This window comes from Streptomyces sp. LARHCF249 (assembly GCF_052871255.1).
On sequence record NZ_JBIXJQ010000001.1, the window covers coordinates 834,461 to 846,717 of the forward strand.

Sequence of the window (12,257 nt, forward strand, 5' to 3'; positions counted from 1 at the left end):
ATACTCCGTCGCTTTTCAGCCGGTCGTGGGGGACGGACTCGGGGACACCGAGGCCGGTGCGGAGCCGGGGTTCGCGGGCTGGGCCGCCGAGGGGGTCGCGGACTTCGACGGCGGGAGCGGGGCTCCCGTGAGGGTCGGCGCCGCGGAGGGCGAGGCGCTCGGTTCCGGGCCCGGCGCCGAGTTCGGCACGGAATTCGGCCGCGGAGTCGTGGACGGCGTCGGCGTCGGGGTCGGTGTCGGGGTCGGGGAGCCGATCTCGGGCGGGGCGGCGGGCGGCACCGGGCGGACCGGTCCGGGGTCCGGGGCGAGGACGAGGTAGCCCACCGCGGCCGCGGCGGTCGCGGCCAGCCCGGCCAGGGGCAGCCCGAGCCTGCGCAGCCGCAGCACGGGGAACCTCCGTACGTGCGGCCCCGGCGGATCGGCGGGGCGCAGCTCGCGGACGGTGATCCCGGCCGCACGGGCGTCCAGGGCCGCCCGCAGCCTGCGCTCGACGGGGCGTTCGCCGTACGTCATACCCGTCCCTCCAGAATCCGTTCCAGTGCGTCCAGGCCCCTGCTCGCGTTCGACTTCACCGCTCCCCGGCTGATCCCGAGGGTGCTCGCGATCTCCGCCTCGCTGAGGTCCGCCCAGTACCGCAGCACCAGCACCTGGCGGCGGCGCGGGGTCAGCCGGCCGAGCGCGGCGAGCACTTCGCGGTGCGCCTCGTCCAGGACCACGTGCGCCTCCGCCGACGGTACGTCGGCCGGCGCGGGCGGGGTCCAGGCCCGGGCGGTCCGCCGTCGGCGCAGGACCGAGCGCGAGGTGTTGACCACGGCGGTGCGCAGGTAGCCCAGGGCGTTGTCCACCTCGCCGATGTGCTCCCCGTGGCGGCGGTACAGGGCCGTGAAGGCGTCCTGGACCACGTCCTCGGCGGTGGCCGGGTCGTCGACGAGCAGCACCGCGAGCCGGACCATGCGCAGCCGGTGCGCGTGGTAGAGCGCGGTGACCGTGGGCGGCTGGTCTCCCGGGCCGCCAGGGGTGTCATGGCCGAACCGGCCCGCGTACGGGCCTCCGTACGAGCCCCCGTACGGCCGGGGCCCGGCGGCCTGGGCGGAACGGTCGCGGCGCAGCAACGACCACAGGCCCCGCCACGCCCGGGCGAAACCGGGCGTGAGGGGGCCGACGGGTGGTGCGAGGTGGAGCACGGGAATCCTCAGCCGTTGGCGCGGCGCCGCACGGCATACAGGGTCCCGGCGCCGGCGGCGACGAGGCCGGCGGCTCCGGCCCCCAGGGCGGCGGTGGTCGCGGAGGAGCCAGTATGGGCGAGCTCGGGCCCGGCGGGCGAAACCGAGGGCTGCGGGGCGCCGCTGGGGGCCGCGCTCGGCACCGCGCTCGGAGCCTTCGTCGGGGCGGTGCTCGGGGCCGCGCTCGGGGCCGCGCTCGGCTGGGCGCTGCCGGGCACGCTGACGGACGGGGTGGGCGCGGCACTCGGCGACGCGCTCGACGCGGGCGCGGGCCCGGGCGCGGACGCGGCGGAGCCCCCCGCGGCGGACGCCGGTCCGGCGAGGGCGACGACCGCCCCGGCGGCGGCCGCGGTGACGGCCGCCCGCCGGACGGTGCGGGGGACGCGCTTCAGGTTCATCACGGTGGTTCTCCACGGTCGGGTCGAGGGCAGGGCACGGAACCGCACCCTTCACCCCCGCACGACGCGCGACCCCCGGCGAGGTTGCCGCCGATCCGGAAGAATTTTCCGCAGGGCCGTGCCCAGTGTCGCGACGCCCTCCTCGATCTCGCCCGCGGAGCCCGCCGCGTAGCCCAGGATCAGGCCCGGCGGGCCCGGGGCGAGGCGGTGCCACGACAGCGGGTGGGTCTTGACCCCGAGCGCCAGGGCCGCCGAGGCCAGGGCGGTGTCGTCGAAGTCGGCGCCGTCGAAGGTGACCATCAGGTGCAGCCCCGCGGCCGCGCCGTGCACGCGGGCCCCCGGCAGCCGGTCCGAGACGGCCCGGAGCATGGCGTCGCGGCGCCGGCGGTGGCGGCGCCGGACGAAACGCAGGTGCCGCTCCAGCTCCCCCGAGTCCATCAGCCGGGCGAGGACCAGCTGGGCGAGGACCGGATTGCCGAGGTCGGCGTACCGCTTGGCGGTGGTCACGGCCTCGCTCAGGCGCGGCGGGACCAGGAGCCAGCCCAGGCGCAGGGCCGGGGCCAGGAGCTTGGACACGCTCCCGGCGTAGCAGACGCCCTCCGGCAGCAGGGCGCGCAGCGCGGGGACGGGGGCCCGGTCGTAGCGGTGCTCGGCGTCGTAGTCGTCCTCGATGACCAGTCCCCCGTCGGCCGCCCAGCCGAGCAGGTCCCGGCGGCGCTCGCCGTCGAGCACCACCCCGGTCGGGAACTGGTGCGCCGGGGTGAGCAGCACCGCCCCGGCCCGACTCGCCCGGAGCGCTGCCACGTCCAGCCCGAGCCCGTCCACCCGTACGGGAACCGTCTTCAGCCGCCCGTACTCCAGCTGCTGCCGGGCCCCGAGCGAACCGGGGTCCTCCACCGCGACGCGGCGCACCCCGTCCTCCCGCAGGACCTGCGCCAGCAGCCCCAGCGCCTGGGCGACCCCCGCGACGACCACCACCTCGTCGGGGTCGGCGCGGATCCCCCGGTTGCGGGCCAGCCAGCCGACGACGGCCTCGCGCAGCGCGGGCGCGCCCTGCGGGTTGCCGTAGCCGAAGTCGGCGGGGGTGAGCCCGGCGAGCACCCGGCGCTCGGCCTGGAGCCAGGCGGTCCGGGGGAAGGCGGTCAGGTCGGGCACCCCGGGCGAGAGGTCGATCCGGCAGGGCACCGCCCGCAGGGCGTCGACGAGCCCGCCGCGGGCGGGGGCGGCGGCGGGCGCGGCGACCGGCGGCGGGGCGGCGACGACGACCGTGCCGCCCCGGCCGCGCCCGGACACCTGGCCGGTTTCCGCGAGCCGCTGGTACGCCTCGGTGACCAGCCCCCGGGAGACGCGGAGTTCGGCGGCGAGCACCCGGCTGGCCGGGAGCCGGCTGCCGACCGGCAGGGTGCCGTCGGCGATGGCGGCGCGGAGCCGGCCCGCCAGCCAGTCGGTGCGGCCGCCGGGCGGGGCCTGGCCGATGTCGAGCTGGAGGAAGTCGGATCCGCTTTTGGACCCCTGCTTCGCGCCTTCATTGGACCTGCTCACCGGACCATTGTGCCGCGAGGCTGGACGGCATGAAGAGCATGAAAGCCACGAACCCGGTCAAGGCCGCGCATGAGGCGCATGCCGTGAAAGCGGTGAGCGCCGCGAGTTCCCCGTCCGTCGCCTTCCGGGACCTGGCGCCCGGAATCATCGGGATGGCGCTGGTGGGCAGCAGCGTCACCGTCTCCCACTCCCTCGTCGACGTCCCGCTGTTCGCCGTGCAGGCCGTCCGGTACGCGGCCGCGGCCCTGCTGCTGCTCGCCCTGGCCCGGGCCGCCCGGGTGCCGCTGCTGCGGCCGCGCGGCCGTGAGTGGCTGTGGCTGGCCGGGGTCGCGGCGACCGGGCTGGTGCTGTTCAACGTGGCCGTCGTACGCGGGGTCGCGCACGCCGAACCGGCCGTCATCGCCGTCGCGGTGGCCTCCGTACCGATTCTGCTGGGGCTGATCGGCCCGTTCCTGGAGGGCCGGCGGCCCAGTCGCCAGGTGCTGCTGGCGGCGCCCGTCGTCGTGGCCGGGGCCGTCCTGGTGGAGGGGACGGGCCGGACGGACGCCGCCGGGCTGGCCTGGGCGGCGCTCGCGCTGGGCTGCGAGGCCGGGTTCACCCTGCTCGCGGTGCCGGTGCTGCGCAGGCACGGCCCGTGGGGGGTGTCCGTGCACGCGGTGTGGATGGGCGCGGTGATGCTGGCGGGCCTCGCGCTGTGCTTCGAGCATCCCGCCGGCCTGCGGGAACTCGGCGCGGCCCAGTGGGCGGCCGCCGCGTACCTCGCCGTGCTGGTGACGGCCGTGGCGTTCCTGCTCTGGTACCGCACGGTGGCCGCCGTGGGCTCCGGCCGGGCCGGACTCCTGACGGGAATCGCGCCGCTCGCCGCGGCGGGCACCGGGGTCCTCACCGGCGGCGGAGTCCCGGGTCCGGCGGTGTGGCTGGGCCTGGTGGTGGTCATCGCCGGGCTGGCGGCGGGGCTTCGGCCGGCGCGCCGCACCGCCGCGCCGCTCCCCCGGCGGGAGCCCGCCTCCCCTTGAGGGCGCCGGGCCTTGTGGATCACAATCCGCAGATGGCGACGCCCTCGTACAGCAGTCCTCCGTACAGCAGTGCCCCGTACAGCAGCTGGATGCGGTACTTCTCCCCCACCGCCAACCACCGCAGACTCGGCCTGGTCTGCCTGGGGGTGGGGGTGCAGCAGGGCGAACTGCCGGTCGTGGGGCCGCGCTTCCTCGACCACCACGTCGCCGTGGTGGTCACGCGCGGCCGGGGCTGGTTCAGCCACGGCGGCCGGCCGGCCCAGCCGGTGACCGCGCCCGCGCTGCTGTGGCTGGTCCCGGGGGTGGAGCACCACTACGGGCCCGATCCGCGGACCGGCTGGGACGAGTGCTTCGTCGACTTCGCGGGCAGCAGCGTGGAGGCGTACACCGACCTCGGCTACGTGACCCCGGACCGGCCGCTGGTGCCGCTGAGCGGGACGGCCGGGGTGCAGCACGTGGTCGACGGGATCGTACGGGCCGCCCGGCGCGGCGGCCCGCTGCTGGAGGTCGAGGCCGCGGCCGCCGTGCACGGGCTGCTGGTGGCGCTGCGCTACGCCCGGGCCGAGGTGTCCCGGCACGGGGACACCGTGATGGACACCCTGGCCCGGGACGCCCTGCTGCCGATATCGGTGGCCGAGCACGCGGCCCGGCTCGGGATGCCGCTGCCCCAGCTGCGCTGGGCGGTGCGGCGCAGTACCGGGGAGGGGGTCAAGGAGTACCTCCTCGGGATCCGGCTGAGCCGGGCGAAGGAGCTGCTCGCCCGTACCGACCTGCCGGTCGCCGGGATCGCCCGGCGGGTCGGTTACGAGGATGCGTCCTACTTCAGCCGGCTGTTCAGCCGCCGGGTCGGCATGGCGCCCGTGCGGTTCCGGGCGCAGCAGTCGGTGCGCGGTCCGATCCGCTGAGCCCGGTCACGGCCGCCGGGCGTAGCAGAAGAGGTGCTCCTCGGGGACGCCGAGGCCGTCGGCGGGACGGAAGGAGGCGGTGTGGTGGTGCAGCACCTCCAGGCCGCTCTGCGTCAGCCGGGCCAGGTGGTCCTCCGTGGAGAGGCTGCTGACGGTGACCTCGTGGCCCATCCACTCGATGTCGAGGCCCCGGATGTCGCCCGGGACCGTCGCCATCACGAAGTACCCGCCCGGCGCGACCCAGGACGCCATCCGGTCCAGTGCCGCCGCGACCTCCGGCTGGTCCATCACGAGCAGCGGGAAGAAGGAGCACACCGCGTCGAACCCGCCCGGCTCGGGCGTGTAGGTGCGCACGTCGGCCTGTTCGAAGCGTGCCCCCGGGACCCTGGCGCGGGCCAGTTCGACCATGGCCGCCGAGACGTCGATGCCGGTCACGGCGCAGCCGGCCCGGTCCAGTGCCTCGGCGGTGGGCCGTCCGGTGCCGCTGCCCACGTCCAGCACCCGGGCTCCGCCGGGCAGCCGTCCGATGAGCCAGTCGAGGGCTTCGAGCTGACCGGGCAGCTGTCCGAACGCCGCCTCGTAGCGCTCGCCCAGCTCGTCGAACACCTCTGCCGCCGACTTGCGCTGACCCATGGGACCGCCCCTTCGTCTCCGGGGGACCACCGTACAAGGGAGCCTGGTTCAAGGGCGGTAGCCGATGTTCAGTTCCGCGACCGCGGTCCAGGGGTTGCCGTCCACCTCCCGCGTGGCCTTGAGCCGGACGTAGCGCGCGGTGCGGGCCGTGAAGGAGACGTCCTGCTGGGCGGTGGTGTCCGGGAAGGTCCCGGAGGCCGCCGCGGTCCCCCAGGTGACGCCGTCGGTGGAGGTGAACACCTGGTAGTCGGCGATCCGGCCGTTGCTCTGCGTCTGCCGGGGCAGGTAGTGGAGGGCGGAGACGTTGTAGGAGGCGCCGAGGTCGAGGGTGATCTCGTGCGGCATGGGCGCGGTGGCGGCGTACCACTGGGTGTGCCAGATGGTGGAGCCGTCGCCGTCCAGGACGTTGGCGGCGCTGCCGTTCTCGCCGGCGGTCTCCTGGCTGTCGACGGCCTTCACGCTCATCTGTCCCTGTGGTACGAGGAGTTCACCGCCGCCGACCGGGCCGAGGTCGTCGACGGTCAGGTCGTCGAGGATCAGGTCGGCCTCGTTGTGGGAGTTCTCGGGGGTGATCTTGCGTACGCCGATCCACGCGTCGGCCCCGGCGGTGAAGGTCTTGGTGAAGGTGGTGGGGGTGCGGGCCTGGTTCAGCGCGCCGGCGGTCTCGGTGGTGCCGGATCCGGTGATGAACTGGTAGTCGCCGCTGAATCCGGTCTCGTAGCCGAAGGTCACCTTGTAGGAGCGGCCGGCGGTGAAGCGCAGGGTCTGGGGCAGGGTGCGGTAGACCAGTCCGGTCCGCTCCTCGTGCGACTTGAGGGAATTCTGGCCGCCGATCACGTCGTCGACCAGCTTCCCGCTCCACCCGGCCTGCGTGTACGGGGCGTTGCGCTGGGCGATGTGGGTGCGCGGGTCGGTGGCCGAGCCGCCCGCGCCGCCGAAGGCGAAGGGGCCCCAGCCCGCGTCGGTGTTCTCGAAGTCCTCGGCGAACCAGTGCCCGGCGAGGGGGGTGCGGGCGGAGCGGACCACGCGGACGTCGTCCAAGTACACCGTGCCCGATCCGGCGGCGGCGGACAGCTCGAGGGTGGCGGTGGACTGCCCGGCGGGGACGTCGAAGAGCACCTTCATGCGCTGCATCCTTGTGCCGTTCTTCTCGCTGCCGCCGAGGCTGTTCGTCAGCGGTGAGGAGTCGGCGTACACGGAGGCGGCGGCGCCGCCGGCGGGGGCCACGGTGAGGGTGGTGGCCCGGCCGGCGGGGGTGGAGACCCATACGGAGGCGGCGTAGGTGCCCGGGGCCAGGCCGGTGAGCTGCTGGGAGACGGCGGGGGTGGTGCCGGGGGCGAAGGTGAGCTCGCTCTGGCCCTGGGCGTTGCGGGTGACGGCGGCGCCGGTCCCGGTGACGGTCCAGGCGTTCAGGCTGCCCGAGTAGAACGAGGGGTCCTTGACCGGGGTGCCCTCGCCCCAGGCGGGGTCGGCCGGGGCGGGCGCCGTGCCGTTGGTGACCACGTAGGCGGTGCGGGCGGCGGCGTTGATGGTGACCTGGCCGCCCGGGCCCACGGTGAGTCCGCCGGCCGGCCGGCGGCCGGTGTCGGTCAGTTGGTACAGCTTGGGGGCGCTCCAGCCGGCGGGCAGGGTCCAGGTGGTGGAGCCCGCCTTGTCGTTCCAGTGGTAGAGCTTGCCGTCGCGGGGCAGCAGGTAGGCGTCCCCGGACAGGACGGTGCGGCCGGCCGTGGTGATCCGGCGCTTGCCGCCCGCGGTGGTGGCGGTGGTGCCGTTGGCGAGGGTGGCCGTGTCGGCGGTCCACTTCACGATGGGGGATTCCTGGAGGTACTTGGTCGGCAGGTTGACGGCGAAGGTGGTGTTCAGGAAGGCGGTGAAGTCCTTCTTGCCCTGCCACCCCTCATACGCGGTGACCTCGGCGCCGCCGAGCAGCGGGCTGCGGGCGATCCAGTCGTCCTTGGCGTGGTTGGCGATGAACCGGGCGATGGTGGAGTTGATGCCCTTCAGGTCGCTGCCGCCGTAATTGACGTCGGTGGCCCAGTGGTGCCAGAGGGACTGCTCGGTCAGCGTGTTGGGGAACTCGGTGGTCAGCTGGAGCCCCAGGCCGCTGATCTCGCGCTGGAGCCTGCGCGAGACGTAGCCGTCGCCGTACCAGACGTCCACGTAGAGGAAGTCCAGGCCCGGGGCGGCGGCCTTGAGGTCCTGGAGCCGCTTCAGCCGGTGCCCGGACTGGCCGTCCTTCCGGGTGTCCACGTAGTACGACTGGTCGAGCCAGTCCCAGCCGAGTCCGCCGCTGTGGCGGGCCGGGTCGAAGGTGGCCGAGACCGGGTACTCCTCGGTGGCGTTGACGTGCACGCCGAAGTCGGCGTTGTAGGCCTGGCCGGCGGTGGTGAGGGTGTTCAGGTCGACGGCGCCGCCGAGTTTGGAGCCGATGTTCTTGTAGTCCATGTGCGCGGAGTCGTGGCCCTCGGAGCCGTAGCCCTTGAGGAGGACGAACTGGCCGAGGCCGTCGGTGGCGCGGTTGACCCGCTTGGTCTCGTCGAGGGTCTGCGCGAAGGGGTGGGTGGCCTGGGAGGCGAAGTTGAAGGGGATCCGCTGCACGACCCGGTCGGCGGTGTCCTGCCAGCCGGTCGGCGGGGTCCAGATGTCGCGGTACGCGACGGCGGCGTCCTGCCAGTCGACGGCGGAGTCCGCGTTGCGGTCCGCCGTGATCGCGACGCGGACGTACGGCAGGGGCTCGGTATCGGTGTCGGCGGCGCCCGCGGCCCGGTACAGCCAGGCTCCGCTCCACAGGCCCGCGCGGCGGTAGCCGCCCTGGTCCGTGACCCGCTTGGATATCCGGCCGTTCTCCCGCGCGGTGCCGCCCGAGGGCGTGTCGTACAGGGAGTTGGAGTCGATGGCGGCGGCCAGTTTCCCGGTGTTGGCCAGGCCGTACATCACGGTGGTCGCGGCGGGGTCGACGGGGGTGGTGGCGGTGACGGGGGTGAAGGTGTCGCCGGTGCCGGTGGTGGCCGTGTGCATGTTCGCGGTGGCCAGCGCGGCGCCCGGCTGGTCGCTGCGGACGCTGACGAGGTGGTGGTCGGGGATCGCGAGGGTCCGTACGCGCAGGGCGGCGGTGTCCTCGATCGCGGTGACCTTGAACTCCACGACCGAACCCGCCACCGAGAGGCGGGACCTGATGGTCACTCCGGAGAAGGCGAGTGCGTAGTCCACGCCCGAGGCGGAGGCCGTCGAGGTCACGGTGGGAGTGTGGCTGGTCCCGTTGACGAGGACGGTGTTCAGCGGATCCTCGTTGCCGTGCAGGACGTCGCCGGTGGCCCGGCGGGTGTAGCCGATGACGCGGGGGAAGCCGCTGTCCACGCTGACGGACAGTTCGGGCGAGGTGATCGTCACGGGTGCGGCCGCCGCGGCGGGGGCGGCGGGGGCGGCCACGACCAGGGTGGCGACCAGGCCGGCCACCGCGGCTGCGGCCGGCCAGAGGGGGGTTCGCATCGGACCTCCGGGAGTCGGCGCTTCCTTGGCGGAAGACCGCTCGGAAGCGGTCCGCTCACTGATCTGACAGCTTGCGGACCGCGACCGGACAGGCCCATGGACAAAGCGGAGCGCCGTCCTGGACTTACGTGCTCGGGAGGTGTGCGCGGAGCTCAGGCAGAGGCCGGGACCAGGATGACGGCAGTCCCGTAGGCGCACACCTCGGTCCCGGTGGCGGCGGCGTCGGTCACGTCGAAGCGCATCATCAGGATGGCGTTCGCGCCCCGGGCCTTCGCCTGCTCGATGAGCCGGTCCATGGCCTGGTTGCGGGTCTCCACCAGGGTTTTGGTCAGCCCCCTCAGCTCGCCCCCGACCATCGACTTCAGGCCCGCCCCGATCTGGCTGCCCAGGTGGCGGGAGCGCACGGTGAGCCCGAAGACCTCCCCGATGACCTGCTCCACCCGGTAGCCGGGGACGTCGTTGGTCGTCACGACGAGCACACCGGTCTGCTCGGCCCCGGGCCCGCCGCCGTAGTCTTCGATACCCATGGCACCCACTCTCGCCCGGCCCGCCGCCGCCCGCATCCGGAGCGGCCGCGATCAGGGCATTCGGGCAGCGAGACCGAACTCGTGGGCCACGACGACCGCCTGGGCGCGGCTGGACAGTCCCAGCTTGCTCATGCAGCGGTGCACGTGGGTCTTGACGGTGGCGGCGCTCAGGACGAGCCGCTCGGCGATGGCGGCGTTGGGGAGGCCGGCGCCGACGAGGCCGAGCACCTCGCGCTCGCGCGGGGTCAGCGCGTCCAGCCCCGGGTGCGGGCGGCGGACGACCGGGGCGGCGTACGTGTCGATCAGTCCGCGCAGGGCCCGGGCGCTGAACAGCATCTCCCCGGCGTGCACGGTGGCGATGGCGGCGAGCAGCCGGTCGGGCGGGGTGTCCTTGAGGAGGAACCCGCTCGCGCCGACCCGCAGGGCGCGGAAGACGTACTCGTCGGAGTCGAAGGTGGTGAGCACGAGCACCTTGGGTCCGCCGTCGGGGCCGTCCGGGCTGTCCGGGCCGTCCCCGCGTGCGGCCACGATCCGCTCGGTGGCGGCGATCCCGTCCGTGCCGGGCATCCGGATGTCCATGAGGACGACGTCGGGCCGGGTCTCGGCGGCGAGCCGGACCGCCTCCTCGCCGTCGGCCGCCTCGCCCGCGATCTCGAAGCCGGGAGCGGCGGTGAGCAGGGCGGTCAGTCCTGACCGGATCAGGAACTGGTCATCGACGACGAGCACGGACGGCATCCGCGTCTTCCCCTCCCGGTCGGGGCACGGGGATCCGCAGGCTGACTTCGAAGCCGCCCCCGGGGGTCGGCCCCGCGGTCACCGTGCCGTGGTAGATCGTCGCCCGCTCGCGCATACCGATCAACCCCTGACCGGCAGTTCTTCCCGGTCCGGCCGGTACGCGGGCCGGTATGCGACCCCGGCCGTCGTCGTCCACGCGCACCCGGACCTCGTCAGCGCCGTAGTGGACCCCGACGGTGGTCCGCGCCCCGCGGGCGTGTTTGATGACGTTGGTCAGGGCCTCCTGGACCACGCGGTAGGCGCACAGGTCGATCCCGGGCGGCAGGTCGTACGCCGTCCCCGTGACCCGTACGCGCACGGGCACCCCCGCCTCGCCGACCCGTCTGACCAGCTCGTCGAGCCGCCCCAGCCCGGCCACCCGGCCGTGGTGCTCCTCCGGGGCCGGCTCCGGTCCCTCCTCGCGGAGCACCAGCAGCATCCGGCGCATCTCGGCCAGGGCCTCGCGGGCGCTGTCCCCGACGGTGTCCAGGGCCTTGCGGGCGGTCGTCAGGTCGGAGGAGAGCACGTAGGAGGCGAGGCCGTTCTGCACGGAGATCACCGAGACGTGGTGCGCGATCACGTCGTGGAGTTCGCGGGCGATCCTGATGCGTTCCTCGACGACGGCCCGGCGGGCCTTCTCCTCCTGCTCCAGGCGCAGTTGCCGGGTGAGCTCGCGCAGCCGGCGGGAGCCGTCCCCGGCGACCCAGCAGACGACGGTGGCGACGGTGACGAAGGCCATGCTCATCGGTACGACGCCCGGTTCGGCGAGCCGGGTGCCCCACAGGAGCACGGCGAGCGCCCCGGCCGCGGCCTTCGCCGAAACCCGGCGGGGGCACCAGGAGGCCGCGGTGTACAGGGCGGTGAGCACCCCGCACGCGGCGACCACGTGGTAGTAGCCGAGGGTGAAGTAGACGCCGACCCAGAGCCCGGTGTTCAGCAGGACCGCCACGGGGTAGCGGCGGCGGAGCACCAGCGGCAGGTAGATCACGGCGAGCAGGGCGTAGGCGAGCGCGTCGGTGTCGCGCCAGTAGCCGTGCGGATCGGGCCAGTTGTGGAGCAGCGTGGACGACATCCACATCGATCCGGCGGCCCATACGATCTCGCCGACGGCCGGAAGCGCGGCGCGGATCCGGACCATCGCCGGATGTGCGGACAGCTGCACGTCGATCCCCCTTGTGTACACCCCTGGTTGTACAGGGTCGCCACCCCTTGGGGTAGGCCGGATTCAACCCGTGGACGGTCGCGGCCGGTGGTGGCCCGCCCGTAGGTTCACAGGGCCGGTTCACCGGCCGGCACGGCCTCTCCCCCCGGGGCCCCCGCCGCGCGGCCGTGCCCGTTCGGGGGCGGGCACGGCCCCGCTCGCGCGTGGGCAGTCGCCGCGGGGTCAGGCCGGCCAGGCGGTGGAGCGGGTACCGAGGGGGCGGAAGCGCGCCGCGGCGACCTCGTAGAAGAACAGGCCCGCGCCCGTGTGGGTGCCGTTGGCCCGCCCGGGGGGCGGCCCGGGGGGCGGCGGGGTCGGCGGGGTCGCCGCACGCCGCATGACCGCCCCCTGACCGCTCACCGGACCCAACGGCGCGGTGATGAAGGGGGCTTGACTCGACCGCCGGGCACTTCGCGGGTGCCGGGGCAGCCCCGGAAGCGAAAACGCCTGCTCCGCCCGACGGAGGTACAGATTGGGCATATCGGGCTAAAACGCGGTGAGTCGCGCCCGCGAATCGCGCCGCCGTCGCCATAGTCGTCCCTGGCAACC

12 protein-coding genes are annotated in these 12,257 nt (G+C 74.5%); 2 read left to right on the top strand and 10 right to left on the bottom strand.

All coding sequences use genetic code 11. From position 1 onward, the window contains the following. Window positions 1-15: 15 nt before the first annotated feature. From ACIPUC_RS04025 to pdxR, 4 genes are read right to left on the bottom strand one after another with little or no spacing between them, the layout of a single operon-like run. On the bottom strand, window positions 16-513 hold the full coding sequence (locus ACIPUC_RS04025; RefSeq protein WP_446586604.1) for a hypothetical protein: 498 nt from the start codon (window positions 511-513) through the stop codon (window positions 16-18). Then, window positions 510-1,184, bottom strand: a complete 675-nt coding sequence (locus ACIPUC_RS04030; RefSeq protein WP_446586605.1) for an RNA polymerase sigma factor — start codon at window positions 1,182-1,184, stop codon at window positions 510-512. Before ACIPUC_RS04030 ends, ACIPUC_RS04025 begins: the two co-directional genes overlap by 4 nt. 8 nt (window positions 1,185-1,192) lie before the next feature. Then, entirely contained in the window at window positions 1,193-1,621 is a 429-nt protein-coding gene (locus ACIPUC_RS04035; RefSeq protein ID WP_446586606.1) for an LAETG motif-containing sortase-dependent surface protein, read from the bottom strand. Between the two features lie 51 nt (window positions 1,622-1,672). After that, on the bottom strand, window positions 1,673-3,163 hold the full coding sequence (gene pdxR / locus ACIPUC_RS04040) for a MocR-like pyridoxine biosynthesis transcription factor PdxR (RefSeq protein ID WP_446586607.1): 1,491 nt from the start codon (window positions 3,161-3,163) through the stop codon (window positions 1,673-1,675). A 29-nt stretch (window positions 3,164-3,192) separates the two neighbouring features. Here pdxR and ACIPUC_RS04045 point away from each other — a divergent pair, with 29 nt between their 5' ends. Together ACIPUC_RS04045 and ACIPUC_RS04050 are read left to right on the top strand one after the other, a co-directional pair. Beyond that, window positions 3,193-4,179, top strand: coding sequence for an EamA family transporter (locus ACIPUC_RS04045; protein ID WP_446586608.1), 987 nt, complete (start codon window positions 3,193-3,195; stop codon window positions 4,177-4,179). A gap of 32 nt (window positions 4,180-4,211) precedes the next feature. Next, window positions 4,212-5,084: a helix-turn-helix domain-containing protein gene (locus ACIPUC_RS04050; protein ID WP_446586609.1), complete on the top strand. Its 873-nt coding sequence runs from the start codon at window positions 4,212-4,214 to the stop codon at window positions 5,082-5,084. 6 nt (window positions 5,085-5,090) lie between these two features. On the opposite strand, the gene ACIPUC_RS04055 is transcribed toward ACIPUC_RS04050, so the two are convergent. From ACIPUC_RS04055 to ACIPUC_RS04080, 6 genes are all read right to left on the bottom strand, one after another. Continuing rightward, a complete protein-coding gene (locus ACIPUC_RS04055) occupies window positions 5,091-5,717 on the bottom strand; it encodes a class I SAM-dependent methyltransferase (protein ID WP_446586610.1) in 627 nt (208 codons plus the stop codon). Between the two features lie 48 nt (window positions 5,718-5,765). Next, complete coding sequence (locus tag ACIPUC_RS04060; RefSeq protein ID WP_446586611.1) at window positions 5,766-9,206, bottom strand: endo-alpha-N-acetylgalactosaminidase family protein; 3,441 nt, start codon at window positions 9,204-9,206, stop codon at window positions 5,766-5,768. A gap of 152 nt (window positions 9,207-9,358) precedes the next feature. Continuing rightward, window positions 9,359-9,733 (bottom strand): YbjQ family protein, encoded by a 375-nt coding sequence (locus tag ACIPUC_RS04065; protein WP_446586612.1) that lies wholly within the window; start codon window positions 9,731-9,733, stop codon window positions 9,359-9,361. Between the two features lie 51 nt (window positions 9,734-9,784). Beyond that, window positions 9,785-10,468: a response regulator gene (locus ACIPUC_RS04070; RefSeq protein WP_446586613.1), complete on the bottom strand. Its 684-nt coding sequence runs from the start codon at window positions 10,466-10,468 to the stop codon at window positions 9,785-9,787. Further along, the gene (locus tag ACIPUC_RS04075) at window positions 10,443-11,669 is read right to left on the bottom strand and encodes a sensor histidine kinase (RefSeq protein ID WP_446586614.1); all 1,227 of its coding nucleotides are present in this window, start codon (window positions 11,667-11,669) and stop codon (window positions 10,443-10,445) included. Before ACIPUC_RS04075 ends, ACIPUC_RS04070 begins: the two co-directional genes overlap by 26 nt. Window positions 11,670-11,891: 222 nt before the next feature. After that, the gene (locus tag ACIPUC_RS04080; RefSeq protein WP_446586615.1) at window positions 11,892-12,047 is read right to left on the bottom strand and encodes a hypothetical protein; all 156 of its coding nucleotides are present in this window, start codon (window positions 12,045-12,047) and stop codon (window positions 11,892-11,894) included. Window positions 12,048-12,257 lie beyond the last annotated feature (210 nt).